Source organism: Parasphingorhabdus sp. (assembly GCF_059726685.1).
On record NZ_AP041068.1, the window covers coordinates 2,915,833 to 2,942,457 of the forward strand.

A 26,625-nucleotide genomic window follows, 5' to 3' on the forward strand; every position below is an offset into this window, starting at 1 on the left:
CCGTTATTTCAGGCGGCGAATTTCTTTTTTGGTCATTGATGTCATCAACTTGCCATCGGTTTTGGTCAGTGTTTCAGCCTGAACCCGGCGCACTTTGCCTTTGTAGATGACCAGTACATCGCCGTCATCAGTAACACGGTTGACCTTAGCAACGCTTGAACCCGAAGCATCATAGAGGCGATCATTACGTTCTGCGTCAGCGGCAAATGCTGCAGGAGCCGTCAGCGAAAGCGCGGCTGCTCCAAGGATGATAGAAGTAAATTTGTTCATAGTGGATCTCCAATGAGAGTTAGGGAGGATGCAAAACCAGTATGCTTACATAAAAGTAAGTTGCAATGTGAAATGTTGCACCCGCGAGTTGCATTTTTGCAATTGACCTGCGTTTATTGCAAAAAGTGCGAGTCCCGTAATATTGTTGCGCAACTGGCCAATGTTGTGCCAACCTTCTGGCAATGATCACTATGGGGTATTTTATGAAACGCTTGGTTTATCTATTCGCGCTTGCCGCATTGCCGGCTTCGGTACACGCACAAGACAGCAAAGAAGCTGAAATCCTTATGGGAATTGATGCGCGTTATGATGAAACCGCGAGCGTGGCTCGACAGATCTGGGAATGGGCAGAAGTCGGTTATCAAGAAGAAAAAGCCAGCGGCCTGCTGCAACAAAGCCTGCGCGCGCAGGGATTTCAGATTGAGACTGGTGTGGCAGAAATCCCGACTGCCTTTGTTGCAGAATATGGCAATGGCGGTCCGATCATAGCCATCCTCGCTGAATTTGATGCCCTGCCCGGCATTAATCAGGACGCCGTTGCGACAAGATCACTTATCGCGGGCAAAGACGCTTCTCACGCTTGCGGTCATAATCTGTTCGGGGCAGGATCGGTGGAAGCCGCTATTGCTGTGAAGAAATGGCTCGACGAGACCGGGAATCCGGGAACGATTCGCCTATACGGGACACCGGCTGAAGAAGGCGGTAGCGGAAAAGTCTACATGGTCAGAGCGGGCTTGTTCGACGATGTCGATTTCGCCCTCCACTGGCATGCTGATGACGAAAATTCGGCGGCTGCACGGACCACATTGGCCAATCGGTCTGCCAAATTCCGTTTCAAAGGCGTGTCTGCTCACGCGGCTGGCGCTCCGGAAAAAGCGAGATCTGCGCTGGACGGCGTCGAGGCATTCAACCTTATGATCAACATGATGCGCGAGCATGTGCCGCAGGATTCGCGTATCCACTACGTCATTACCGAGGGCGGAACTGCGCCGAACGTCGTACCCGATTTCGCCGAAGTCTTTTACTATGTCCGTCACCCCGATCCGGACGGCGTTGATGCGATATGGAAACGCCTGGAAGATGCCGCCCGCGGCGCTGCATTGGGCACTGGTACCAAAGTTGATTGGGAGGTCATTCACGGTAACAACCCGTTGCTTGTCAACGAACCGCTCGCCAAAATGGTGGATGCCAAATTACGGCAGATTGGCGGCATAACCTATACGCCCGAAGAGCAAAAATTCGCCGAGCGCATCCATGCAAGCTTTGACAATCCGAAACTGAAACTCGGCAGTGAGACCGAGATACAGCCCTATGATGTGACCCTTGGTTATGGCTCTACCGACGTAGGTGATGTGTCTTATGCCACCCCTACGGTCGGCCTGAGCACCGCAACCTGGGTTCCGGGAACCTCTGCCCATAGCTGGCAGTCGTCGGCAGCCAGCGGCATGTCGATCGGGTTCAAAGGCACACAGGTGGCCGCAAAAACACTGACCCTTGCCGCAATTGAGCTTTATACCAATCCCGAATTGCGGGCCGAAGCCAAGGCCGAATTCGATAAAGCACGGGGTCCGGACTATAAGTATAAGTCGCTGTTGGGTGACCGAAAACCACCGCTCGATTATCGCAAGTAGGAAGCCGTAGAGTCGACTGCGCCCCTTCACCATAGATTCTATCGAGGTCGGTCAAATCCGAAGGGACGTGCTTTTTTTGGGTTCTGAGACCGCTCAACGGCCGGAAGACGAATTGGTTATCCAGCGTCTTCAGACTATTGTGGATCTATGGCTTTGCCTATCCCCCTTCGTCCATTGGCGCGACGCATCCGTCATCGCTTCAGCACCTATGGCCTTTCACAGCTTTCCCGGACGATATTACGGGAAGGGTTGACCTACCTTGCTCCGGCCAAGTTGATAAGGATCGAGGAAGCACTGAAATCAGTCAGCCGCGTCGAAGGAGACTTTGCCGAGTTTGGAGTGGCCCTCGGCGGTTCGGCCATTGTCATTGCCAGTCAGTGCAGAAATCGAAAGTTTCATGGCTTTGACGTTTTTGGCATGATCCCCGAACCGACCTCTGAGAAAGACGATCATAAATCGAAATCCCGATACGAAACCATTAAATCAGGAACATCGCGTGGTATCGGTGGAGAATCCTACTATGGTTACAGGGACGATTTATTCTCGGACGTCAAAGACAGTTTTGCCCGCCATGGGCTAACGGTCGGTGAAAATGGTATTTTTCTGCATAAAGGCTTGTTCGAAGATACATGGCCAGGCGTTAATGTGGACAGACTGGCCTTTGCGCATGTCGATTGCGACTGGTACGAACCTGTCGCCTATTGCCTGAAGTCTATCGCGGCGAAACTGAGTCCGGGCGGCGTGATTGTGATTGATGATTTTCACGATTACGGCGGCTGCCGGATAGCTGTTGAAGAATTCCTATCCCTCAACCCCCACTATGATTTTGAAGACGGCCCCAATCCGATTTTGCGGCGCCAAGCCTGACTCTGCAGATCGAATTGGGGCCGTCTAATTTACTCCCACCAGTAAGCTGACCGTTTCCGTGCTCCGGTCACGACTTCGTTCATAGTCACCGGATCGTACATCCGGCCATTGACCATGACGCGGTGGATTTTGTCACTGTTGCGGATATCGTCGGTCGGGTCGGCATCCAGCACAACCAGATCGGCGAGCTTACCAGCTTCCAGCGATCCAATCTCATCCGCCATGCCAAGTGATTTGGCGGAATCAATCGTACCGGACCGCAGCGCCTGTATTGGCGACATACCGCCGCGGACGAAGGACCAGAGTTCCCAGTGAGTCGCTATACCGGCTTGTTGACCATGCGCACCGATGGATACCAACACACCCTTGTCCGCCAGCTTCTTGGCTTCGCGGGCATTATCGTCATCGACAAAATCCTCTTCCGGTGCCTTGGTCCGGCGCACGTTAGCAGCGGCCAACTGTTTTGGCGGCGTGTGCGTTAGCAGCGGATGCTTGAACACATCCGTCGCCTGCCGCCAATATGGGTCACCGGCGAGCCCGCCATAGCTGACCACTATTGTAGGCGTGTAGTTGGTCTTTGATTGAGAGAACATTTGGACGACATCGTCATAAAAAATATCCAGTGGGATATTATGTTCCAGCGTCGAGTTGCCGTCAGCAATCAATGCCATATCCATGCCATAGAGCGATCCGCCCTCTGCCACGACCAGCATGTTCTCCTGACGCGCGGCTTCAACAACCTGCTGGCGCTGTTCCCGGCGCGGCTGATTGTAATTTTTGACGCTGCTGCCGCCCTGCGCCTTCAGCCGCCGGACATGGTCCAGCGCATCATCGAGATTGTTGATCTCCGCATAAACGCGCGGCGCTTTTGCTCCATATACAATCTCACCGGTTGAGAAGATACGTGGCCCGATCAATTGGCCGGCCCGCTGCATTTCTGCTGCCACAAAAATCTCGCTCGCCCTGCTGGACGGGTCATGAATGGTCGTGGTGCCCAGTGCCAGATTCTGCATCAGTGACCAGTTTTGCTGCGGGACCAATTCATCCGTTCCTTGAGCGCCATGGGCGTGCGCATCGATATAGCCCGGCACAACGGTTTTGCCTGTGACATCAACCACGGTTGCCCCAGCTGGAACAGCAATGTTGCCACGTCTCCCGATAGAGATGATCTTGTTGTCCTTGACGACAATCGTGCCATCCTCAACGATCCCGCCCTGATCATCAGCCATCGTGATCAACCGCGCGCCGATCAAAGCGACCACCCCAGCGGGCTTGTCGGTGGCGACAGTTCGCTCCAGCGAGACGCCGCTGGTTGGCGGAGTGAATTTCGGTGCGTCTTTCCCTGCTGGCGCATTGGGAAAAAGAGCGCTGGTCTTCGCGGTAAAGACTTGAGGCCCAATGCTCCAATGGAGTTGCTGCCCGTTTTGCGACCAGTGTATGTAGTCCGCCCCGCCCTTGCTGACTCGGGTTACCGGCAGCGACTTGCTGTCCGGAGCAACTGCAACGGCCTGCGTACCGGGAAGCAGAGGCATGACAAACACTTCGTAATTCTGGCGGAAAGCGACATATTGCCCGTCTGGTGACACTATATAGTCATTAGCCAATTCGCCGGTTGCATGGGTGCGCTTCGCTTCGCCTTTAAGGTCGCTGCTCATCAACACGCGTTTATTGTCTTTCTGCGCCATCATGAACAGACGGTCGCTGCTCGCGCCATATTGGGGGCCTGCAGCCCCCTTTGCAACACGCTCGGGTGTGCCGCCCGATGCAGCGACGCGGTACACGCCATCTTCAACCGAATAGTCGGGGGAGGTTAGATATCCGCCGCCCTGCATTTCGAAAATGATCGTGCGGCCATCAGGGGAGAAATGCGGCCGGGCGTAATGACCGGGCCGATTGGTCACGACACGAGCCGATCCGCCGGAAGCACTCACCGTCTTGATCCGACCAAGGTTGCTATCAGTCCACTCAACAAAAACAATCGACCGGCCATCACGGGACCAGGACGGGAAAAGCTCGCGTTGGCCATTGCTGCGGGTCAGGCGCCTTGCCGCGCCACCACCCATTGGCTTGATGTAAAGTTGCCCAAGGCTTTCAAACACAACCTGTCGGCCGTTAGGCGAAACTTCAGCAAAGCGCGGCATCTTTGTGGTGAAGCTATCGGGCGCTACAGTAATTTTAGGATGCGGAGCATCTGCAATGCCGCGCGTGTCATTGATAGCAAACGGGATGATCGATGCTCCGGAACCATCGGCGGCAACCTTGCGGATTTTTCCGCCGGCCCAAAAGACAATACTACGACTGTCCGGTGTCCAATCCATGTTGGGATAAACCCCGGTGACAGCCCATGTCTCCTGCACATCCTGATCCAGATCGTTATAGACCTTGCGCTCTATTCCGGTGGCGAGGTCTTTTACATAAAGCTTGGACTTCGCCCGCTCACGCCGGACAAAAGCAATGCTCTTGCCATCTGGCGATGGTGTCGGCCGCACTGACCCACCGAGACCCGATATAGCGGTCGTAATCTCACCGGTTTCCAAATCATATTCCTCGATATTGAACAGGTCCGTATTGGAATCCTGCGCATAGATAAACTGACCACCAGGCGTGATATTGCGAGTATAATAAAGCGACTTGCCATCGGGGGCATAAATGGGCTCGCCCAGCTCTTTTTGGTGCTGCTCATTAGGCTTTTTCACCAGAACAACCCCTGCTCCGCCCGAAACATGGTAGACCCAGACTTCCCCGGTTCCGAGTGACCGGCCGGTGGTGAAATGTTTCTTGGCAATGATATACCGGCCGTCGGGGCTCCAGCTCGGCTGATAGAGCAGGCGGAATTTCTCTTTTGTTACCTGCCGCTTGTCGCTGCCATCGCGGTTCATAATCCAGATATTGTCGCCACCGCCACGGTCCGAGGTAAAGGCGATACGTTTCCCGTCAGGAGAGAAACGCGGCTGCACTTCCCACGCCAGCCCTTCAGCAATACGAGTGGGCGTTCCACCTGCCATCGGCATCGTATAAATATCGCCAAGCAGCGCAAAAGCGATGCTATTGCCGTCGGGACTGACATCGACATCAATCCAGCTGCCTTCATCGGTCTTGATCGGCACCTGTTTGATGGTCGCACCTTTTGGAGCGTTAACGTCCCAATTTTCCTCTTTCGCTTTATCATCAGCAGGTTCGGCATAAGCCTGTCCTGCGAAAGAAATGGCGGCAAGCGCAGTGATCAGATGGTATTTCATGAGGACTCCCAATGACTTTATTTTATGTCTTAGATAAACAACAAAATTATCCGGATGAACAGGGAAATATTGGCGGCAATATCTGGATCAGATACGACTATTCTCGTTTGCCATAGCCAGCATAGACAAGGCATGCCGCTTTGCGACTGCCATATGGTCCTGCCCATAGCCTCCGCCAAGAGTGCTAGCGACCGGGATACCGCGGCCCCGCGCTTGCCGAATGACATAGCGTTCACGCGCCACAAGCCCCTCGTCGGTTAGCGCCAGACGCCCCAGTCTGTCGTCCCTATGAGGATCAACGCCTGCTTGATAAAGAACCAGGTCTGGCCCAAAGTCACCGATCAGTGTCGGCAAATGGTCCGACAATATGTCAAGATATCGTACATCGTCCGTACCATCTTCCAGTCCGATATCCAGAGTAGATCGGGCCTTGCGGACCGGGAAATTCCTTTCAGCATGGACAGACACGGTCATTATGTCACTGCGCCCGGCCAAGAGTGCAGCCGTGCCGTCACCTTGATGCACATCCAGATCAAGGATCAATATCCGACCGGCGTCGCCCTCGGCGATCAGCCGGTTGGCACTCACCGCCAGATCATTGAACACACAATAGCCAGCCCCGGTATCAGCCAGCGCATGATGACTGCCCCCTGCACTGTTGGCCGCATAGCCATGGTCCAGCGCCAGTTTCGCGGCCAGCCATGTCCCGCCAGAAGTATATCGCACCCGCTGTGCGATCTCTTGCGAAACCGGGAAACCGATCCGCCGTTCTTTCTCAAAGGGCACCGCAGCCGACAAAACCTGATCAACATATTCGGGATCATGTACGGCTTCGAGCCATTCACGTTCCATCGCATGCGGCGCGTAAACGGTGTGCCGGTCTGACAACTGTTTCACCGCGTCCATGACCAGCCGGTATTTGTCGAAAGCAAAACTGCCGCGTGTGGGTGCCGGCGCGACATAGTCACCATGATGAACGACATGCAACATGCGGTATGTGTTAGAATAACGCATGCAAAAATGACACTGTCCCTATCGGCGTATCGGGATTAAAGCCGAAATCACCTACGACATATCGACTGACGTTTTCCAAAAATGAAAAGACACGATCATAGCCAGTAAGAGCAAATCGCCGGACAAAGGGCTCGCTGTACCCAGCGGACGCTTGTCGCGCTTTGCCCGCTTCGGGACGATGGCAACGGCAATTGGCGGAGGCATGTTGCTGGAGGGAGCCAAACGTCTGGCCGAAGGCGAACGTCCGAAGATCAGCGACATGCTGCTTACGCCTGGCAACGCGATTAAGCTAACTAATCAACTCGCCAATCTGCGCGGTGCGGCGATGAAGCTGGGGCAGATGCTGTCAATGGATGCCAGTGATTTCCTTCCGCCAGAACTGTCTGAAATTCTTGCCCGACTGCGCGCCGATGCGCAATATATGCCTCAAAAGCAGTTGCTTAAAGTGATATCCTCTCAATATGGATCAGATTGGCAAGACCGGTTTGAAGATTTCCAGATGAGGCCCGTTGCCGCCGCTTCCATCGGTCAGGTCCATCGCGCCACCACGGCTGATGGCCGCGATCTTGCCATCAAGGTGCAATATCCCGGTGTACGGGAAAGCATTGATAGCGACGTCGATAATGTCGCATCGCTTATCAACCTGTCCGGTGTCGTGCCCAAATCACTCGACATCGCCCCGATGCTCTCGGAAGCCAAACTGCAGCTGCATCAGGAAGCCGATTATGAGCAGGAAGCGGCCTATCTCAAACGCTTTGGCAAACTGCTGAAAGATGCGCCGGACTTTCAGGTACCGGCATTGCACAAAGATCTCACGACCGGTCATGTCCTCGCCATGTCCTACATTGATAGCGCGCCTATCGAGTCCATGGCGTCTGCATCTCAAAGAGAACGCAACCGGATAATCAAACTGCTATTCAGCCTGATGCTCCGCGAACTGTTTGAATTTCGGTTGATGCAAACGGATCCTAATTTTGCCAACTATCGCTATAATCACGAAACGCGGCAACTCGTGCTGCTAGACTTTGGTGCGACCCGTGCCGTGCCGAAACGTGTCGCCAATCAATATCGCAAGCTGGTGATCGCCGGAATGGCGGGCGATCGCGAGGCAGCCCAGAAAGCAGCGATCAAAATCGGCTTGTTCGATGACAGTGCAGCGGACCATCATCAGGAGGCCATCATGGACATGTTCGAGATGGCCATGGCGCCGTTGCGTAAAAAAGGTCCAATAGACTTTTCCGACAATGCAATCGCGCAGGATCTGCGCGACGAAGGGATGCGTTTTGCCGCAGCGCGCGATTTCTGGCATGTCCCGCCGGTTGATACGGTTTTCATTCACCGCAAATTTGGCGGTATCTACATGCTGGCCAACCGTCTGAAAGCAAAAGTCGATGTCGGCGCGTTGCTGAAAGACTATCTCTAAGCAACAAGTACTAGACTGGCATCAGGCGATAGATCGGATATGTCCCATAGCCTTTGGCGAACTCGACATTCCCGACATAGCGGCATTTGAACCGGTCAGACGCTTCCAGGATCAGGATCGCCGCGAAAGGTTCCGTCACAAACACCGCGCCAGGCGGAGTAACCGGTTCAATCCGCGCGGCGCGTGAGACTTCAGTACCATAAAAGGTCGTATTTCCGGTGATCAGATCCTTAGTCTGATAGGCGGGGCCATAATGGACGCCGATCCTCATGCCGCTGCTCTCGGAAAGCCCCAGCAGGCCATAGTCAAAATCCTGCAAAGTTTCTTGCAGGGCCAACGCAATCTCGGCTGCAACCGGCGCATCCAGGGTGATTGCCAACACCGCATCTCCCCAGCTGTTTTTCGCCAGAACCTGGTCCGGATAATTGTCCAGCACTGCTCCCATCCGTCCCATCACACCTTGCCAAAAGGCCGGTAGTGCCGCTTCCGCAAGTTTCGAGAAACCCGGAAAGTCGGTGAACAAAAACGCCGCCAGACCACGGCTCAGGTCATCTGTATCAGGTTGTTCGGGCCAGCTCAGATTGCGATCAATTGCGTCCGGTGCGATAACTGTAGTGACGCCGCCATAGTCACTCCAAGCCTTGACATCGGCGCCGGTTCCGGCGGGTCCGTCAACCGCCACCCCATCCCACAAAGCCAATTGCTGCGGAGATGTACCAAGATAATCCGCCCGCAATTTCGCCATGCCCATGGCGACTTTACTGGCATAACCAAATTGCGCCGGATCGCCGACATAGTTCATTTCGGTGGCGAAATGCACACTCGTCGCAGCGGACAGACAATTTTCAAATCGTGCGAGCCACCCCTTTCCGGCAGGCATTACCGACTGCTCGACAAAATCGTCTTTCAGAAATGGCAAGGTGAGATGCAGCTCCCCGCCACGTGCCAGTATCGCTTCGGCCACCAATATGTCCGCACCAGCCGCCAATGAGCCATAAGCAAAGTCGCCATTATGCTTGTCCAGAAATACATCAATCAGGTTTCGTAAAGCCGCCTCAGTTGCAGCATCTTCAAGAAACATATGGCCGCAATAATGAACCACGGTGGGCGGTGATATCGGGGCGAGCACGGCATTTTCCCGATCAGCATCCAGCCCCAATATGCGTGCAAGCAAAGCAAGCTGGCGATTGGTGCTCGACTTTGCGCCGCTATTGGCATCGGGCAACTGGCTCGCCATGTATAGTGCAGCGGCAGCCTCATCGACCCGCTCGTTGATCAACAGGGCTTCGGCCAGTGTCGCCGCATCATAATAGTCTTTCGGGTTAGATATTTCCCTGAGCGCAATGATTGAGGAGGCCAGCGCCTGTGCCTGCTTCTTGCGCCCGCTTATCAGGGCAAGACTGGCGGCATTGATGCCTGGATAAGCGTCACCACTATCTTCATAGATTTCGGCATAGGCGCGGTAAGCTGACGACAGCGCCTCATCACGGTCGTCACCCTCAGGCATGACCAGCGCCGCATCTTTCAATATCCGCGCCGCGATAGAACGATGATGGGCATTGGCCGAGCTATGCAGACCATATTCTTCATACAGTTCCATCGCCTGCTGCCCGTCGCCCATGCGAGCGAGTGTCAGGACCAACAAGTGTCGCAACTCTGCCGATGTGTCGCCATTTTCAACCGCAACCCGGGCGAGATCGTAAGCAAGCAACAAATTACCTTTGTCGATCGCTTTTTTGGTTTCCGTTACACTTGCCCCCATGCAGTACCTCCTAGTTAAGTTTTGCAAATGCCGCAAATTATGGCTTTAGTCATTATCTTGGGTATAAGGTCGGCTATGTGATTGGGAACGCATGACGGCTACGCCGGAGGGGAACGGGGAAATATGGGGCAAGAACCAGCGACTCAGCTGTTTATCAGCCATCATTCCAGTAAATTGCCTGTCGCGCTGGAACTCGAAAAATCTCTGGCCAAATATGGCGTGACCTGCTGGCTGGCCCCGCGCGATGTTGAACCCGGCGAGGCATTCGATATGGCGATAAAACGCGCCATTGATGAAAGCTGTGCAACGCTGCTTCTCTTCTGCAGCAAGTCAGACAAAAGCCCGCATGTGAAGCGCGAGCTGATCCTGGCGGATTCGTCACGAAAGGCCATTATTCCCGTACGGCTCGAAGAACTTGCCCCGGATGAACTGGCTTATCATCTTGCCAGTTCGCAGTGGATCGACTGGCTGGAACAGCGCGAGAGCACAATTGAACGGGTTGCTGCCAAGGCGCATCAACTTGCTGGCACGGTCCAAAAGACCATGACCGTCGATGATCTGATCGAACATAGTGGCAATGACGAGGCGGGCGAAGCCGAAGCTCCAGAGCCGGAACTGGAGCCCGAGCCCGAGCCGGTTTATGAAGACTATGATGATTGGGAACCTGAAAAGCCACAAACCAATTGGCTACCGATTGTCGGTATCGCCGGGCTTTTCGTGGCTATAGTCGCTGGCTTCCTGATCTGGACCACCATGAGTGCAGACGAGCCTTTGCCGCCGGTTGATCCTGTCGAAAATCCCGCCGAACCGGTGGACGACAGTAAGGCCGAAGAACCGGACCCTGAACCAGTAGCAAAACCGGTTACTCCAAAACCGCTGCCGCCCGACGGGCCGAGTTTTGATTGTGCCAAAGCGTCGCAGCGGATTGAATTTCTAATCTGCAACACCCCGGAACTTGCCAAGCTCGACCGGACCTTGTCGTCCGTTTACAAGAACGCAATGTCCGCTGCTGGTCCGAACGCTCCCAGGCTTCAAAGACAACAGCGCGCATGGCGCACCGAAACACGAGACACCTGTCCTGATACCGCTTGTGTTGCCACGATTGTTCGGGAACGGATCGCAATTTTGCGGGCCATTGCTGCTGGTAATCTAGACGTGCCGCGCGACCCGCCCAGGCCGGAATTCAGGAGCGAGTTTAGCGATGCATTCAACAATGATGGTGAGCGCGCTTTCGAGGAAAATATAGCGCGCCCTGTCGAACGAAGTCCTAATTAAACAAAGGGTGTCTCCGAAGGCCATTGCATGTCAAACAGATGCGTAATGGCAGGACTTGAAACCACCGCGGGAACCGGAACAGCGATGTCTAGTCGCTATCCCAACTATGTACTTGGCGTATTGTTCATCGTCACGATGCTCAACTTCCTTGATCGTCAGATCATTTCCATTTTAGCTGAACCAGTAAAGCGGGATCTAGGTCTAAGCGATACGCAAATCGGGCTGATGACCGGACTCTCATTTGCGATTTTTTATACCACTCTCGCCATCCCGGTGGCTGCTCTGGCCGACAAGTGGAACCGCAGCCGGATCATAGCCATTGCCATTGCAATATGGTCCGCCATGACCGTTGCCTGCGGCCTCGCGACCAATTTCATTCAGCTTTTTCTGGCCCGTGTCGGAGTCGGCATCGGTGAAGCGGGTTCGGCGCCCGCTTCCCATTCGCTGATTGCCGATCTGTTCCCGCCTGAACGTCGCGCGGGTGCTCTGGGTATATTGGGCATGTCGGTGCCAATCGGTGCATTTATCGCTTATGCCGGCGGCGGCTGGATTGCCGAAAATTTCAGCTGGCGCGTAGCATTTTTGATGGCCGGGTTGCCGGGGATCATTATTGCGGTGGTGATTTGGTTTACAGTTCCCGATCCCCGCGGCAAAGTTTCGCTGGCCGCAGCTTTCAAACCTGACCCAAGCAAAACCAAATTGAAGGACGCATTGATCGAACTGTCCTCAAAGCCGGCCTACTGGCATCTGGTTGCGGCTGGTGTGCTGGTGCAGTTTGTCTCTTATGGACTGGCAAGCTTCTATGGCGGTCTGTTCGTCCGGGTCCATGAAATTGGTTATGGCGAACTGGGTTGGAAACTTGGCGTCATGGTTGGTATATCAGGCGGGTTCGGGGCATGGCTCGGCGGCCGCGCTGGTGACTATTTTGGCAAGCTGCGCCCGACGCTACCGCTGCTCGTCGCAGCGTTGGTTATGGTGGTTTCAGCCCCTGGGATGATTTGGGCCATATATGGACCAAGCGCCAATGTCGCAGTGCTGCTGCTGGCTATCCCTACTTTTGCTGCGACCTTTTACTATGGTCCCAATTTTGCCGCGCTGCAAAAACTGGCCAGCGACGAAACCCGCGCAATGGCCGTGGCGATCTATCTGCTTATCGCGGGTATTATCGGTCTAGGCGTTGGGCCGGTATTTGTCGGCATATTGTCAGACATGTTTGCCAGCGAACTCGGTGAGGCCGCCGCCCTGCAACGTGCCCTAGCGATCCTGGCGCTTTTCAATATTTGGGCAGGCTTTCATTTCTGGCGTGCCACCCGCACTATGCCTGACTGATTATCTCGGGAAGGCACAGTCCCCAGAACAAAATCGGTCATTCCCACTTTAACGGTTTCACTTCTCCGATACGCTGGGTAGGAAAGCCGGATGCTCGAGAATCTGCTCCCGCTCCTTAAATCAACCTTTGGATTTACCGCGTTTCGCGGCGTACAGGATCACGTCCTGGCACGGGTGATGGAACGCAAGAATACGCTCGCGGTAATGCCAACCGGCGCGGGCAAGTCACTATGCTATCAACTGCCGGCAATAGCCAATGATGGCACGGTTGTAGTTATCTCTCCGCTTATTGCCCTGATGCACGACCAGTTGCGCAGCGCAGAAGCGGTCGGCATTCGCGCCGCGACGCTCACCTCGGCCGATGACAATCGCGCAGAGACCATCGCGCGGTTGAAGGCGGGTGAACTTGATCTTCTCTATGCCGCACCGGAACGCGCATCTGGCGAGCATTTCAGAAACTTGCTCGAACAGACGAAGATTTCGCTTTTTGCGATTGATGAAGCGCATTGCGTATCGGAATGGGGGCATGACTTTCGGCCCGATTACCGCTTGCTGCGACCTTTACTCGATCATTTCGCGGATGTTCCGCGCCTCGCGCTGACCGCCACGGCAGACAAACACACCCGCGATGACATATTGGTGCAGCTTGGCATCGAGCAGGATGGCCTGATCATCGCCGGTTTTGACCGACCCAATATCCGTTACAGTATTTCTCCGCGGAAAGGACTTACGCGCCAGATCACTGATCTTGTCGAGCGCCTTCCCGGCCCCGGTATCATCTACGCGCAGACCCGCAATGCTACGGAAAAAATGGCGGATCAGATTGCGAGAACGGGTCGCAGCGCCCGGGCCTATCATGCAGGTCTGCCGCCAGAGGTGCGCCAGCGCAATCAGGCCGATTTTGTCGCTTCGGAAGATATGGTGATGGTCGCGACCATTGCCTTCGGAATGGGTATCGACAAACCCGATGTACGCTTTGTCGCCCATGCTGGTTTGCCCAAATCCATCGAAGCCTATTATCAGGAAACTGGTCGCGCGGGCCGCGACGGTGATCCGGCTGAGGCACATATGTTCTGGGGAGCAGAAGATTTCGCCAAGGCGCGGCAAAGACTGACGGAAGTGGACGAACAGCGCCTGAACAGCGAACGCACAAGGCTATCGGCGCTTGGCGGCTTGGTGGAAGCGGCGGGATGTCGCCGCGCCATCCTCTTAAAACACTTTGGAGAGGAGCCGCCGCAAAGCTGTGGCAATTGCGACAATTGCCTGAACGCGCCGATCACCCGCAATGTCACCGAACTGGCACGGAAATTTCTGTCTGCCGTTTATCGCACCGGCCAGAGCTTCGGGGTTGGCCATCTCGAGGCCGTATTGACCGGCAGGCAGGAAGACAAGGTGCTGTCCCGGGGCCATGACCAACTTTCGGTTTTCGACATTGTTGATACCGAGGAAGCACCGCTGATCAAACCGGTCTCAAGATCGCTACTGCTGCGCGACGCCCTGCGCAACACCGAGCATGGCGGGTTGATGTTCGGACCGGAGGCCCGCGCAATATTAAAAGGCGAAACTGAGGTTGCGATTGTCGAGCCACCAAAACGCGAACGCAAGAAACGGCGCAGCGGTTCTTCTCCCAATCCAGTGGGCGATCCGTTGTTCGATGCCCTCCGCGCCAAACGCATGGAATTGGCCAAGGATCAAGGCGTTCCACCTTATGTTATTTTCCACGACAGCGTACTGCGTGACATGACCGGCTTCAAACCACACAGCTTGTCAGCACTGGGCGAACTGCCCGGCATCGGTGCGGCGAAGCTTGAAAAATATGGGGAAGACTTTCTGAATGTGATAAGAGAGGTATCTGAAGCACAAGAGGAAAGCGTGTGAAAAAGGTTATCGCATCATTGGCAACCGGCGGTCTACTGCTCGGTGGTGCGGTGCTGGGATATTCCACCAGCTTCGCGGAAGAAAATTCCTCTGTTCCTTTAGAAAAGGTTGAAAACATGTTCCGGAAAATAAACGATAAAGTCAGCGTCTCACCGCAAATCAGCTTGGAAGATATTGCGGCCGCCAAGGCCGAAGGCGTACGCTTGATCGTTAACAATCGTCCCGATGGCGAGGAACCGACAGCGCCCCAGAGCGCCGATATCGAAGCCGCTGCGAAGGCCGCTGGTATCGACTATGTTGCGATACCGATTACCCACAGCGGATTCTCCGGACCGCAAGTCGATGCAATGATCGCGGCTCTTGATGGGGCCGAAGGCAAGACACTCGCCTATTGCCGGTCGGGGACACGCTCCACTTTGCTATGGTCATTGGCACAGGCCAAACAGGGCGTCTCACCAGACGAGATTGCAAGGCTTGCCGGAAATGCCGGATATGACATCACCCCGATACGCGCAATGGTCGACGCTTTGGCGGGCGGAGCCAACTAATCCCGCTGGACAGTTGCTGACAGCGCTGTAAATAGGAACGCATGGACAATCTTCCCGACCCGACCCTTTATGCGATTCCGTTTTTTGTCGTGACGGTGGCGATCGAATTTTTCATGAGCCGGTATCGCGATGACATCAAATATGATGTCAAAGACATGGCGACGTCACTGACACTGGGAACAGGTAGTGTGGTCGCTGGGATATTGACCGGCGGGCTTGCTGTAGCGGCGATATATTGGGTCTATCAATTTAGATTATTCGACGTCCCGTTCACCTGGTGGGCTTGGGTCCTCGCGATATTCGTTGATGATTTCTTCTACTATATCTTCCACCGCGGTGCGCATCGCATCCGATGGGTCTGGGCTGCCCATGTCAATCATCACAGCAGCGAACATTATAATCTCTCGACCGCATTACGCCAGCCGTGGACCAGCACCTTCGCGCTGACCTGGATATTCTCGCTGCCGATGTTTCTGATCGGCTTCCACCCGGCAATGATCGCCTTTGTTGGCGGGGTTAACCTACTCTATCAATATTGGATCCATACCGAAGCGATTGACCGGATGCCGCGCTGGTTTGAGGCGGTGATGAACACCCCGTCTCATCACCGGGTCCACCACGCCACCAATCCGCGCTATCTCGACAAAAACTATGCCGGTATTTTCATCATCTGGGACAAGATGTTCGGCACGTTTGAAGAAGAGCGTAGTGATGAGCAAATCCAATATGGCATCATCAAAAATCTCAAAAGCTACAATATTTTATGGGCGGTGTTTCACGAATGGATTGGCATGGCTAAAGACCTGTGGACGGCACCATGGCGATATAAACTATTCTATCTGATCAAGCCGCCCGGCTGGAGCCATGATGACAGTCGCGACAGCAGCGAGACGATTAGAGCACGGTGGTTGGCCGCGCAAAATGAAGAGAAGATAATTCACCCTGCAATAGAACAGGGAGATGCTGAAACAAGCTCAGCATGACGGATAAAATGGAGAGAACAGCATGGCAGATTATGATATTATCGTCATTGGCGGAGGATCAGCGGGCAGCGCGGCTGCCGGACGGCTGAGCGAAGATGGCAAACGGTCCGTCTGCCTGATTGAAGCCGGTGGCAATAATAACAATTTCCTCGTCAAGACACCGGGGATGATGCCGTTTCTGCTGAAAAACGCACACTGGCGGTTTGATACCGTCCCGCAAAAGGGGCTCAATGGCCGCATCGGCTATCAGCCGCGCGGACGTGGTCTTGGCGGTTCCAGTGCGATCAATGCGATGGTCTATATTCGCGGGAATAAATGGGACTATGACAATTGGGCCGCTCTTGGCTGTGATGGCTGGAGCTATGATGACGTCCTGCCCTATTTCAGGAAATCGGAAGGTAACGAGCGAGGCGGCGATGACTATCATGGCGGCGATGGCCCGCTTTCCGTGTCAGACCAGAAATGGCTGAACCCCGGTAGCGTCGCCTTTGTCGAAGCCGCGCGCAATCTGCAGCTGCCGATCCGCGATGATTTTAACGGCGCCGAGCAGGAAGGCATGGGCATCTATCAGGTCACCCAGAAAGGCGGCGAGCGTTGGTCCGCGGCGCGTGCCTATGTCGAACCGGGTCGTCAAAGGCAGAACCTGGATATTAAAACCAAATCGCTTGTCGAAAAACTGGTTGTCGAAAATGGCCGTGTCACCGGGGTTCAGATCAAACGCGGTTTTGGTCGAGAAACTCTCTCCGCCAAGGGAGCCGTTGTCCTTTCAGCGGGCGCCTTTGGGTCACCGCATATCCTGCAACTATCTGGCATTGGTCCAGCCGGGCATCTCAAAGAAAAAGGTGCAGATGTTATTGCCGACAAACCGGAAGTAGGGGCAAACCTGAAAGACCATATCGATTTTGTTTCGGGTTATAAAACCGAATCCAAGGAATTGATCGGCGATTCCCTGCAAGGCACGGTTCGCATGGGTAAGGCAATAATCGAACATCGGATGAAGCGCACCGGCATCATGACTACACCCTATGCCGAAGCCGGTGGCTTCTGGAGTTCCAGCCCCGACGTACCGGCGCCCGATATTCAATATCATTTCGTGCCCGCCATGCTGGAGGATCATGGTCGCGAAAAAGTCAAAGGCCATGGCTTTAGCTGCCACGCCTGTGTCCTGCGCCCCCATAGCAAGGGCACAGTCCGGCTGGGTTCGACCGATCCCAAGGCGCCGCCAGCCATTGACCCCAATTTCCTCGACGATGATCGCGACATTGCAACGCTGCGTGCTGGTGTCCGGCATATGCAGCGGATCATGGAAGCGCCGCCGCTAACCGATTTCAAACCCACCAACCGCCACCCCATCGACATGAGCAATGATGACGCGCTTGATGCTCTCATCCGGGATCGCGCTGATACCGTTTATCATCCTGTTGGCACTTGCCGAATGGGCAGTGACGATGATGCCGTCGTTGATAGCCGCTTGAAATTCAAAGGCTTGGACGGACTCTATGTTGCCGATGCATCGATCATGCCGGAAATTATCAGCGGTAATACCAACGCACCAAGCATCATGATTGGGGAGCGCGCAGCCGACTTTATCAAGGCCGATCTGGCTTAACTGTTCATTGGTTAGGCGAGGATGGTATATCCTTCTTCACCCTGCCCACGGCACATTTGCTTGGAGACACGGGTTTCCTGACCGTCGATTATCGCGACGTCGGTTATGTTCAGGCATTTGCGACCATTAGGCTCAGTATTCAGAGCGGTAACTGTTGACGATCCCGAGACGCCAGCCCGCGTCGGGCTTTTCCAGGTGGCGGTGGCGCCGACTTCTTCCTTTTCAGTGACTTCCACTGTTGCTGCAACGGCTTCCTTCTGTTCCTCTTCGGTCAGCTGGCAAGCAATTTCGCTGACCAGCACCGCGCCTGCCGCGCTGGAAATCAGAGTTCCGATTTTTCCCAGGCCAGCGGCGTTACCCGCAACGCCCCCAAGCAAACCACCTAACAAACCACCGCGTTTCTTGGCCTTTTTACACTTTTGCGGCCCTTTGGATTTTTTGGCGCTCTTTACCTTGCCGTCTTTTGCGCCGTTTTCAGATTTCTCATCTGCGGCAACATATTCCGGCACCGGATATCCGCCACAACCAGTGTTGAAACAGAACCGGTCCTGCAAATAGGCACGATCCTGCTGATAACGTGCTTCCAAAGTACGATAGTCGGCAAGATTGGCGCCATCAGGGTCTGATGCAGCATGTTCTTGCATCATCACTTTATAAAAATCGTCCCGGCTTTTTGCAGAATATTCCATCTTGCCCGCGACCTGGGATGTATAGATACCTGATATTTCATTCTGATGATCAATCATCCGTTGCCGAAACGGGGTCAGCACCTCGGCATAATATCGATCGAGCAAAACAGTGCAGCGATTGGTATCTTCAGCCTTGTCAAAAGGCGCAGCAATTTTCTGAAAATCCTCACGGCAATCTGGATAGCCTTCATCGGTCAACACCGGTGTTGGCGGTAATGCCGGTAAATCCGGTTCGGCCGTTGCAGGCGGAACATAAGCACGATCGGCCGCAGACAGCGGCGGACTATCCGCCGGCGAGCTAGCCTCCTCCTGGGACAAGGCAGGCGATCCGATACCGGCTAGAAAGGACGCAGCGACTAGCGCATGAAATATATTCGGTTTTAATAATGCCATCAGATCGTCCCCTCTAAAATTGCTAGCTTTAAACAAGAATTATCGCAACCTTCGCCTGATCTGGCGCGAGTTGCATAACGTGGTGAAATTGGAAAATATGCTGCCTTTCACACGCTGTCTGTTAAATATCGCACTTCTTGTGACAAAAACATTGTTAGACTATGTTATCGTCCGTCGAACGGGGAAAATGGCCATGAACAGATATTACAAATCTCTGATATTGCTGGCAGCAATGCTGACCGTTCCAGGAAACACGGCGCCAAAAAATGAACTGAAGATGGATCCCGACAATCCAACCTGCCCGGCTGAACCGAACTGGACGAGCAACGAGGAAATGGTGCTTACGCCCATAAAGAAAAATGATACCAAGATACTACTCGCCGAAGGTGTTGTAGATATCGGCCTGCCGGATCGGCTCAAGAAAACCTTGTCAGATAACCCTGATATCACTGAAATATGGCTCAGGTCCCCTGGCGGCCATGCTCGCGCTGGCAATGAAGCTGGCCGAATCATCCGTGAACAGGGCGGATTGATGATCACTCGTATTCCGGCTGGATGGAGTTGTTTCAGCGCATGTAATTTTGTCTTCATGGGCGGTCGCGCGCGGATCATTGAGGCAGATGGCGGTTTCATGGTTCACATGTTCACCATGACCGGTGACAGAAACGCGATTAACTACAGTATTGAAATGGGCACTGACTCCACTGTCGAGTTGATCGGTGAAGTGGAACAGGAGAGCGCCTTGCTCGCCACCGAAGACAATGACTTCCTTATTCGCATGGGCGTGTCGCGCAAGCTGCTGAAGGATATCATGTATAAACAAAAGGCCGTCAAAACAGAAGGATCCGACCAATCCACACGGCGGTGCCTTACCAGAGAGGAAGCGATCAAATATAATGTTGCCAATGTAGAATAGCGGCGAACCATTTGATGGCTGGACCGTCAAAAATACATACTACTGTCATCAAAATGGCGCACCAGAATTATATGCTGAAACAACTTTTCCTCATCGTTCTACTTCTCTCTCCTTCTCCCGCTCTCGCTTGGGCTGAATATGCCCATCGCACCATTGCCGGCATTGCAGAGACCAATATCGACTCTACCACCAAAGCGAGGATGAACGATCTGTTTCAGTCAGCCGCCCTGCTCGGCACACCGAAATGCGACCTCAAAAATATAAGCGATGCCAGTGTCTGGCCCGATTGCGTGCGGCGTGACCGGTTGCGCTGGGGCTATACCAGCCCATGGCATTATCAAAATGTCGATATCTGTAAGCCGTTTGATCTGAAAAACGCGTGCCGCAATGGCAACTGCGTATCGGCACAGATTGATCGCAATGCGGCACTGCTCAAAGACAAGTCTCTGCCCGCTCATGTCCGGCTGGAAGCGTTAACCTTCCTCGTCCATTTCGTAGGTGATATGCATATGCCGCTCCACAGCGGCGACCGCAGCGATCGCGGTGGAAATGATGTCAGCGCCGCCTATGGGATAATAGAGGGCCGCATGAACTTGCATTGGCTATGGGATGGGCCGCTGGCAGAACGGGCAATCACCGATGGGCCAGAGATGGTACGCCACTATAGCGCAGAAGAAAAATCTGATAAATCATTTGGAACTACTGATTTTTGGGCAATGCAAGCTTGGCAGATATCTCGTGATTACAGCTATCCGACCGCTGAAGATCAGCCATCCTGCGGCCCCAAAATGACAGCAAGGGGCAAAGTAGACAATGACGAGATCAGCGCCCTGATTCCAATCGCCCGACTCCAGATCGAAAGGTCCGGCTTAAGACTCGCCCGCTTGCTCGAAGAGGCGCTGCGTTAACCAGTTTTTGGCGGATTTTAAGGATATTTGTCAATATTTGCCGGTTTTTGGTAATATTTTTTTAACGTTTTTTTCCGCTCTGATTCAACGAGTTGCGGATCGGTGTGCGGCTGGTCACTTAAAAATGGCGGAAAAATACTATCTACATTTTTGTGAATCCCTATCTTTTCATCGACGGAAAGAAACGGTTCACCGTCAATTCAGTAACAAATCTTAGTCTCGTGCGTATCAATTTTGGCAACCAAGAGAAGGAAGAACGATGTATTTGTCCCCGAGATCATTCGTCAACCGTCCTCAAGACGTATTGGCCGAAACCAACAGTCCGCAAGAAGCGGCCGTGCTGCAACGCGGATATCAGCCGATGTACCATCTCGATATCGTCAACCGCTGCCCTGGCTGCGGCAAATCGCACTGGCATGTTGGCCGGTTCAGCGCCGAATGCGCGCATTGCGAAACGGCGCTGCCGCTAGCGATTGTGTCCAGTCAACCGATGGAACCACGCTTTACCGAAAGCTTCAGCAAGACCGCGATGGCCGCTTAACCGGTTGCGCGCTCTATTTTGACAAACCTACGACGCGCCGCAGCCATTGGCTGACGGGGGCAACATAGAGTTGATGGGCTGTGGCGCCGTTTTCGTAGGCATAGGCGGAGTAAGCATCTGGATATAGCGCCAGACCGTGATCAGCCTGTTTGATCTCCAGCCATTGTGCAGCGCCAGGTGATTTTCGGTTGATCGTGTCGACAATCATCCGGTGGCCGTGACGGCTTTCAAACTGTTCGTATTCGCCAAATACAACCATGACAGGCGCATCCAGTGACAACCAAGCTGCAAGGAAATTTTTCTCTGCCGCTTGCCAATGCCATGCAAACGGACGGCCGTAATGGTTTTCCGGATCAGTCCCGCGGATTTTCTGCCAGACGCCCGCCAATTCGGGATGGTCTGAAGCGACTTGATCAGGTGTTTTCTGACCAATCAGATAATGCTGCAAAAAACTAATGCGCTGAAGTATTTCAGGATGAATATCTTCCGGTTTTACAGCACCAGATCGTTCCACATACAGACGTTCAAAATGGATCATGCGTTCCAGATATGTCACCGCGCCACCACCTTGTACGATCACGCCAGCGACATTATTATTCTGTGCAACCAGAGGTGCAGTGGTTGATCCCAGACTGCTGCCCAAAACGGCCACGCGCTGCGGGTCAACCCAGGGATGCTGCTTGGCCTGAACCAGTGCTTCGCGATAGTGGCGAACCTCCGTATCATAGTCGAGCCTGTCACATCCCGGCCCTTCGCTGTCGCCGGTTCCGGAGCGCTCGATCCGGATCATCACCATTCCGGACTGCCGGGCCAGCAATCGCAATTGCGTATCGCGTCCCTCCGGAAAGATTATGCTGTCGCAAGAAACCCATTGGGTCACAAATATGGCGGGTAGCGGTCCAGTGGCCCCTTCTGGACGCGTCACAACGCTACGTAGCCGCAACCCCTCGCTTGTCGTGATCACGCCATATTCGGTTTCCAGCCCGTCCGTCTGTTCCAACGCAAGATCTGATGTCACCGGCAAGTCTCCGGTCACGCGCGTTTCGGCCTTCAGGCTATCTGGATTGGCTCCGGCCATAGCTACCGCGAGGATCAACCCTGTCAACATTCGGCGCATCATCATCCCTTTCATGCTCGTTCGTGATAAGGGCGAATGATAAAGGCGACCAACGCGGCCCAGAAAGGGCGATGTGACGAAGGGACGAAATTTCTGCGCGGAAACTCTCTTACTGCAATGCCCAGCGATACCGATTGCCGATTTTGAAAGTCTGGCCATTATCCAGGGTGAGAATATTGCCCGCTAAGCCTTGGATATTCTGACGCCGCACCAGAACGGATCGGTGGATTCGGACAAAATCATGCGCGGATAAAAGCTCTTCCATTGCGGATATGGACATCCGGTGCAGTATCGGTGAGCCAGATCCGTGCAATTCCACATAATTACCAGCCGCTACAACCCACCCAATCTGATCGACAAGCAGGGGAAGCTCGTTGGTGGAGACCAGTTTCTTTGCTACCGCATGATCAGAGGCAAGGCGCTTCAATATCCAGGACAGTACCAGCATTCCGGCGATAATTGCCGCACCGGGCAGCCGTCTGGTAAGCTCGAACATGATGGTGCTGTCATATATCAGCGTATCCAGAGAAGACATTCCCGCGGCGAAGGCAACGATAATACCCAACTGCACAGGCCAAGAGCCTAGTCGTTTTGCGACTTCAAAACAGACCAGCCACGGGACGATATTAAGCCCGGCCCAGATAATCCCCTCGATCAAGGGTTCTCCCCGTCCGGCCAGCGTCGTGTAAATCACGCAATAGACAGACGAGGCAAGGGTAAGAGTGAATGCTATCAGCAGCACCTGCGAGGCCGTCAGCGGGCGAATAAAGATTCTGTCCAGACTGTCGCTCAACAAAGCTTCGTTCCTTTGTCTGTTACCGCTCTAGCTGTATCAGGATCGCCGGTAGTTGACTAGATATCGCCAAAAGTCTCCAGTGCAGACTGGGCAATCGGTTCTCCCCATTCTTGCACGAAATGGCCGCCGCCTTCGATCATCATTGGGTCGGGGCAACCGTTAATCAGTTTTTGCAACTTCAGCATCGCCGGCGGGCCCAGCACAGGATCGGCATCGCCAATCGCCATGAAGCTGTCGCCTTGCCATTCGTCTTTCCAGAAAACAGCGGCTTGAGTGCTAACCTCGACACCATCCATGTCCGGCGAAACCGGCACGAGCGCTGGGAACTTGCGTGCACCGGCCTGATAAGTGGGATCGGGAAATGGAGCATCATAGGCCGCGATTTCCTGTTCCGTGAGATGCGGCGTGCCGCTGGCGATAATTTGGCCGGTTTTAAACTCTGGCGTATTTAGCGCAAATTCTTTCCAGGCGTTGAAGCCATCTCCCGGTGTGCGGCCCAACCCAAGCCCGGTATTCATGACAATCAGACGCGACAATCGCGCTTTGAACGCATCGTCGACCGGAAGGGTAAGACCGATCAACCCACCCCAATCCTGTACCACCAATGTGATATTCTTGAGGTCCAACCGCTCGACCAACGCGAGGATATGATTCCGGTGAAAATCAAACGTATAGTCGTCCAACTCTGTCGGCTTGTCAGAACGACCGAAACCAAAGAAATCGGGTGCAACGACCCTGGCACCACTTTCAAGAAAAACCGGGATCATCCGGCGATAGAGAAAGGACCAGCTCGGCTCTCCATGCAGACACAGGAAACTGCGATCAGCATCTTTGGCACCTTCATCAATCCAGGCTGCACGTAACCCTTCATAGCCCGGCAAATCCTCCGCATAATGAACCGGATAATCAAAGTCGGGAATATCGACAAAACGTTCGTCGGGGGTACGGACAGCGTTGATTGTCATGATTTGAAATCCTCTCATAAGTTTTGATCGGAAACTTGTCAGGCACGTGCAGCAACGTCAAGGGCGCAGCGATGCACCGACGGACAAGAATAACGCGCCAGCCCTTTCGGACCGGCGCGCTGCAATCTTTAACTGAAGGCTATGCGATTTAGTCGTTACCGACAGTCTCTCCGCCGTCGGCGCTGGCCGTTTCACCAGGAACCGGGAAGCCGCGTTTCTTGAGGATATATTTGACCTCAGGGTCACGGCCGCGGAATTTGCGATACGCTTCCTTACGATCCGTTTCATTGCCCGTCGCCAAAATGATCGAGCGATAACGCTCGGCCACTTCAGGATCCCAGACGTTGCCCGCTTCTTCAAACGCAGCCCAAGTGTCCGCGTCCATGGTTTCCGACCAGAGATAGCTGTAATAGCCAGCAGAATAAGCGTCAGACGAGAACAGGTGATTAAACTGCGGCAGACGATGGCGCATGACAATCTCTCGTGGCATGCCAATCTCAGCCAGCGTTTCCCGCTCGAACGCGTCGGGATCAGTGACCGGTTCCGCACGATTATGCAGTTTCATGTCGACGATCGCACTGGACAGATATTCCACCGTTGCAAAGCCTTCGTTGAAAGTTTTCGACTTTTCGATCTTGTCGACCAGTGCCTGCGGCATCGGCTCGCCGGTTTCGACATGCTTCGCATAATTGTCGAGAATATGCCGGGTCAACAGCCAGTTCTCATGAACCTGGCTGGGATACTCCACGAAATCGCGCGGCGTGCCGCCAAAGCCCGGATAGGTGATATCATAATTGAAATAGTGCAGCGCATGACCGAACTCGTGGAACAGCGTCGACGCATCGTCGAGGCTGATCAGCGTCGGCTTCCCTTCGCCGCCCGGAACAAAATTGTTGTTGTTCGAGGCAAAAATATAGCGGTTCTGGCCGCCCAGTTCATACTGGCTGCGATAGGTTGTCATCCAGGCGCCGGAGCGTTTACCCTCTCGTGCGAAATTGTCGAGATAGAACAACCCGATAACCCGGTCGCCGCGCTTCACTTCGAAGGTGCGCACTTGCGGCTCGAAGACTGGCACCGAGCCAGTATTTTCGGTGAAGGTCATGCCGTAGAGTTTGTTCGCCATTTCAAACATTGCATCGACCATGTTGTCGAGCTTGAAATAAGGTTTGATCTCCGCTTCATCGAGATCATATTTCGCTTTGCGAACCTTCTCTGCGTAAAAACGGTAATCCCAAGGCTCAATGGTGATGCCCGCAGCCTCGGCATCGGCAACTGCCTGCATGTCCGCCACTTCTTCCTTCACTCGACCGACTGCAGCTGGCCAGACTTTCATCATCAAGTCCATCGCGGTTTCCGGAGTCTGCGCCATGGTGTCGGCCATCCGATAGTGAGCATGGCTTTCAAAACCCAGCAGCTTGGCCCGTTCAGCGCGTAGCTTCAGGACCTTGGCAATTGTCATATTGGTGTCGTTGGCGTCACCATTATCGCCACGATTGATATAGGCCATATAGACTTTCTCGCGGAGATCGCGTCGGGTCGAGTTTTGCAGGAAGGGCTGCATCACCGAACGGGTGTTCTTCAACGCCCAGCCTTCCTTTTCTTGCGCTTCGGCTGCGGCCTTGATGGAAGCAATGAAGCTGTCAGGAAGTCCTGCCAGCTCCGCCTCATCAGTCAGGTAAATATAGGTTTCCTCATCCGCGAGGACCTTGTTCGAAAATTCATTAAACGCCTTGGACAATTCGGTATTTAGGCGGATCAGCTCTTTCTTGTCTTCGCCTTGCAGTTCCGCGCCATTGCGGACCAGCGATTCATACTGCCGCGTGACCAGTCGCTTCTGCTGCGCGTCCAGACCGGAGGTTTCAAGATTGTCATAGACTTGCTTAGTCTTCTGGAAGAGACGCGGGTCGAGTTGAATCTCATTGTAAAAGGCCGAAATCTTCGGCAACCACTCGCCTTGAACCTTGCGGACTTCTTCATTGGAGAGATTGCTGGAATGCACACCCCAAAGTGCGAACACTTCGTTGGCCTTTGAACCGGCCAGTTCCCAGGGCACCATGAAATTGTCGAATGTCGCTGGTTCAGGCTTGGCCAAGATGGCGTCGGCCTCCTTCTTGCCCTCATCCATCAGCGCCTGGAATGCGCCGGGGAAGTCGGAAACCTTCACCTCATCCCATGGCGGCACGCCATCATATGGCCCGGTCCATTCCTGCAGAATTGTATTTTCGGCTGCATCATCAGACGTTTTTTTCATGCCACTATTTCCATTGGCGCTCATCCTGTTGAGTTCTGCAGTCGTTTGCGCTGCCAGGGCGGGGCTACCACCCAGACCAAGCAAGGCCGCAGTCGATACGCCCAGAAAAAATTTGCGGCTGGAAACTGAAAATCGCATAATATGTCTCTCCAATAGACGGGTTATTTCGCCCCGTTCAGGACAAAATACGCCACGCCTTCTTACTCTAGATACCCCAATAT

General features: G+C 54.0%; 21 protein-coding genes. 12 read left to right on the forward strand and 9 right to left on the reverse strand.

Features of this window, described 5'->3' with window-relative positions; translation table 11 throughout:
- Positions 1–3: 3 nt before the first annotated feature.
- Positions 4–270, reverse strand: coding sequence for a hypothetical protein (locus AC6I9Z_RS14440; protein ID WP_461456452.1), 267 nt, complete (start codon positions 268–270; stop codon positions 4–6).
- 203 nt (positions 271–473) lie between these two features.
- Here AC6I9Z_RS14440 and AC6I9Z_RS14445 point away from each other — a divergent pair, with 203 nt between their 5' ends.
- Both AC6I9Z_RS14445 and AC6I9Z_RS14450 read left to right on the forward strand, forming a co-directional pair.
- Positions 474–1,901, forward strand: a complete 1,428-nt coding sequence (locus AC6I9Z_RS14445) for an amidohydrolase (protein WP_461456454.1) — start codon at positions 474–476, stop codon at positions 1,899–1,901.
- A gap of 147 nt (positions 1,902–2,048) precedes the next feature.
- On the forward strand, positions 2,049–2,768 hold the full coding sequence (locus tag AC6I9Z_RS14450; RefSeq protein ID WP_461456456.1) for a TylF/MycF/NovP-related O-methyltransferase: 720 nt from the start codon (positions 2,049–2,051) through the stop codon (positions 2,766–2,768).
- 29 nt (positions 2,769–2,797) lie between these two features.
- Here AC6I9Z_RS14450 and AC6I9Z_RS14455 read toward each other — a convergent pair whose 3' ends face one another.
- Positions 2,798–6,007, reverse strand: coding sequence for an amidohydrolase family protein (locus tag AC6I9Z_RS14455; protein ID WP_461456457.1), 3,210 nt, complete (start codon positions 6,005–6,007; stop codon positions 2,798–2,800).
- Positions 6,008–6,094: 87 nt separating this feature from the next.
- Positions 6,095–6,997 carry a histone deacetylase family protein gene (locus AC6I9Z_RS14460; RefSeq protein ID WP_461456459.1) on the reverse strand — a complete coding sequence of 301 codons (903 nt, stop codon included), beginning with the start codon at positions 6,995–6,997 and terminating at the stop codon, positions 6,095–6,097.
- A 202-nt stretch (positions 6,998–7,199) separates the two neighbouring features.
- Here AC6I9Z_RS14460 and AC6I9Z_RS14465 point away from each other — a divergent pair, with 202 nt between their 5' ends.
- The gene (locus AC6I9Z_RS14465; protein ID WP_461456461.1) at positions 7,200–8,444 is read left to right on the forward strand and encodes an ABC1 kinase family protein; all 1,245 of its coding nucleotides are present in this window, start codon (positions 7,200–7,202) and stop codon (positions 8,442–8,444) included.
- A gap of 10 nt (positions 8,445–8,454) precedes the next feature.
- On the opposite strand, the gene AC6I9Z_RS14470 is transcribed toward AC6I9Z_RS14465, so the two are convergent.
- Positions 8,455–10,206, reverse strand: coding sequence for a TRAFs-binding domain-containing protein (locus AC6I9Z_RS14470; RefSeq protein WP_461456463.1), 1,752 nt, complete (start codon positions 10,204–10,206; stop codon positions 8,455–8,457).
- Positions 10,207–10,329: 123 nt separating this feature from the next.
- Between AC6I9Z_RS14470 and AC6I9Z_RS14475 the strand changes: the two genes are divergently transcribed.
- From AC6I9Z_RS14475 to AC6I9Z_RS14500, 6 genes are all read left to right on the forward strand, one after another.
- Positions 10,330–11,481 (forward strand): TIR domain-containing protein, encoded by a 1,152-nt coding sequence (locus AC6I9Z_RS14475; RefSeq protein WP_461456465.1) that lies wholly within the window; start codon positions 10,330–10,332, stop codon positions 11,479–11,481.
- A 45-nt stretch (positions 11,482–11,526) separates the two neighbouring features.
- Positions 11,527–12,810, forward strand: coding sequence for a spinster family MFS transporter (locus tag AC6I9Z_RS14480; protein ID WP_461456467.1), 1,284 nt, complete (start codon positions 11,527–11,529; stop codon positions 12,808–12,810).
- A 90-nt stretch (positions 12,811–12,900) separates the two neighbouring features.
- Positions 12,901–14,688 carry a DNA helicase RecQ gene (recQ, locus tag AC6I9Z_RS14485; protein ID WP_461456468.1) on the forward strand — a complete coding sequence of 596 codons (1,788 nt, stop codon included), beginning with the start codon at positions 12,901–12,903 and terminating at the stop codon, positions 14,686–14,688.
- Entirely contained in the window at positions 14,685–15,236 is a 552-nt protein-coding gene (locus AC6I9Z_RS14490; RefSeq protein ID WP_461456470.1) for a protein tyrosine phosphatase family protein, read from the forward strand. The genes recQ and AC6I9Z_RS14490 overlap by 4 nt, the downstream gene beginning before the upstream one ends.
- A gap of 41 nt (positions 15,237–15,277) precedes the next feature.
- A complete protein-coding gene (locus AC6I9Z_RS14495) occupies positions 15,278–16,219 on the forward strand; it encodes a sterol desaturase family protein (protein ID WP_461456472.1) in 942 nt (313 codons plus the stop codon).
- 22 nt (positions 16,220–16,241) lie between these two features.
- Positions 16,242–17,828 (forward strand): GMC family oxidoreductase, encoded by a 1,587-nt coding sequence (locus AC6I9Z_RS14500; RefSeq protein WP_497811003.1) that lies wholly within the window; start codon positions 16,242–16,244, stop codon positions 17,826–17,828.
- Positions 17,829–17,839: 11 nt separating this feature from the next.
- Here the strand turns inward: AC6I9Z_RS14500 and AC6I9Z_RS14505 are convergent, their stop codons facing one another.
- Positions 17,840–18,910 carry a hypothetical protein gene (locus AC6I9Z_RS14505; protein ID WP_461456476.1) on the reverse strand — a complete coding sequence of 357 codons (1,071 nt, stop codon included), beginning with the start codon at positions 18,908–18,910 and terminating at the stop codon, positions 17,840–17,842.
- A gap of 193 nt (positions 18,911–19,103) precedes the next feature.
- Between AC6I9Z_RS14505 and AC6I9Z_RS14510 the strand changes: the two genes are divergently transcribed.
- The 3 genes from AC6I9Z_RS14510 (at position 19,104) to AC6I9Z_RS14520 (ending at position 21,275) form a co-directional block, all read left to right on the forward strand.
- On the forward strand, positions 19,104–19,826 hold the full coding sequence (locus AC6I9Z_RS14510; protein ID WP_461456478.1) for a COG3904 family protein: 723 nt from the start codon (positions 19,104–19,106) through the stop codon (positions 19,824–19,826).
- Positions 19,827–19,897: 71 nt separating this feature from the next.
- Positions 19,898–20,734 (forward strand): S1/P1 nuclease, encoded by an 837-nt coding sequence (locus tag AC6I9Z_RS14515; protein ID WP_461456480.1) that lies wholly within the window; start codon positions 19,898–19,900, stop codon positions 20,732–20,734.
- A 259-nt stretch (positions 20,735–20,993) separates the two neighbouring features.
- Entirely contained in the window at positions 20,994–21,275 is a 282-nt protein-coding gene (locus AC6I9Z_RS14520) for a hypothetical protein (protein ID WP_461456482.1), read from the forward strand.
- Positions 21,276–21,288: 13 nt separating this feature from the next.
- Here the strand turns inward: AC6I9Z_RS14520 and AC6I9Z_RS14525 are convergent, their stop codons facing one another.
- From AC6I9Z_RS14525 to AC6I9Z_RS14540, 4 genes are all read right to left on the reverse strand, one after another.
- Positions 21,289–22,551, reverse strand: coding sequence for an alpha/beta hydrolase family protein (locus AC6I9Z_RS14525; protein WP_497811006.1), 1,263 nt, complete (start codon positions 22,549–22,551; stop codon positions 21,289–21,291).
- A complete protein-coding gene (locus AC6I9Z_RS14530; RefSeq protein ID WP_461456486.1) occupies positions 22,502–23,185 on the reverse strand; it encodes a LytR/AlgR family response regulator transcription factor in 684 nt (227 codons plus the stop codon). The genes AC6I9Z_RS14525 and AC6I9Z_RS14530 overlap by 50 nt, the downstream gene beginning before the upstream one ends.
- 59 nt (positions 23,186–23,244) lie before the next feature.
- Entirely contained in the window at positions 23,245–24,153 is a 909-nt protein-coding gene (locus AC6I9Z_RS14535; protein WP_461456488.1) for a haloalkane dehalogenase, read from the reverse strand.
- A gap of 148 nt (positions 24,154–24,301) precedes the next feature.
- On the reverse strand, positions 24,302–26,542 hold the full coding sequence (locus tag AC6I9Z_RS14540) for a M3 family metallopeptidase (protein WP_461456490.1): 2,241 nt from the start codon (positions 26,540–26,542) through the stop codon (positions 24,302–24,304).
- Positions 26,543–26,625: the final 83 nt, after the last annotated feature.

Coding starts and splice junctions, on each gene's coding strand:
- AC6I9Z_RS14525 (WP_497811006.1), bottom strand. CDS start 22,551: ATGGCCAGACTTTCAAAATCGGCAATCGGTATCGCTGGGCATTGCAGT.
- AC6I9Z_RS14500 (WP_497811003.1), top strand. CDS start 16,242: ATGGCAGATTATGATATTATCGTCATTGGCGGAGGATCAGCGGGCAGC.
- recQ (WP_461456468.1), top strand. CDS start 12,901: ATGCTCGAGAATCTGCTCCCGCTCCTTAAATCAACCTTTGGATTTACC.
- AC6I9Z_RS14465 (WP_461456461.1), top strand. CDS start 7,200: ATGGCAACGGCAATTGGCGGAGGCATGTTGCTGGAGGGAGCCAAACGT.
- AC6I9Z_RS14445 (WP_461456454.1), top strand. CDS start 474: ATGAAACGCTTGGTTTATCTATTCGCGCTTGCCGCATTGCCGGCTTCG.
- AC6I9Z_RS14450 (WP_461456456.1), top strand. CDS start 2,049: ATGGCTTTGCCTATCCCCCTTCGTCCATTGGCGCGACGCATCCGTCAT.
- AC6I9Z_RS14505 (WP_461456476.1), bottom strand. CDS start 18,910: ATGGCATTATTAAAACCGAATATATTTCATGCGCTAGTCGCTGCGTCC.
- AC6I9Z_RS14470 (WP_461456463.1), bottom strand. CDS start 10,206: ATGGGGGCAAGTGTAACGGAAACCAAAAAAGCGATCGACAAAGGTAAT.
- AC6I9Z_RS14520 (WP_461456482.1), top strand. CDS start 20,994: ATGTATTTGTCCCCGAGATCATTCGTCAACCGTCCTCAAGACGTATTG.
- AC6I9Z_RS14480 (WP_461456467.1), top strand. CDS start 11,527: ATGGCAGGACTTGAAACCACCGCGGGAACCGGAACAGCGATGTCTAGT.
- AC6I9Z_RS14515 (WP_461456480.1), top strand. CDS start 19,898: ATGCTGAAACAACTTTTCCTCATCGTTCTACTTCTCTCTCCTTCTCCC.
- AC6I9Z_RS14455 (WP_461456457.1), bottom strand. CDS start 6,007: ATGAAATACCATCTGATCACTGCGCTTGCCGCCATTTCTTTCGCAGGA.
- AC6I9Z_RS14460 (WP_461456459.1), bottom strand. CDS start 6,997: ATGTTGCATGTCGTTCATCATGGTGACTATGTCGCGCCGGCACCCACA.
- AC6I9Z_RS14440 (WP_461456452.1), bottom strand. CDS start 270: ATGAACAAATTTACTTCTATCATCCTTGGAGCAGCCGCGCTTTCGCTG.
- AC6I9Z_RS14475 (WP_461456465.1), top strand. CDS start 10,330: ATGGGGCAAGAACCAGCGACTCAGCTGTTTATCAGCCATCATTCCAGT.
- AC6I9Z_RS14510 (WP_461456478.1), top strand. CDS start 19,104: ATGAACAGATATTACAAATCTCTGATATTGCTGGCAGCAATGCTGACC.
- AC6I9Z_RS14535 (WP_461456488.1), bottom strand. CDS start 24,153: ATGACAATCAACGCTGTCCGTACCCCCGACGAACGTTTTGTCGATATT.
- AC6I9Z_RS14495 (WP_461456472.1), top strand. CDS start 15,278: ATGGACAATCTTCCCGACCCGACCCTTTATGCGATTCCGTTTTTTGTC.
- AC6I9Z_RS14540 (WP_461456490.1), bottom strand. CDS start 26,542: ATGCGATTTTCAGTTTCCAGCCGCAAATTTTTTCTGGGCGTATCGACT.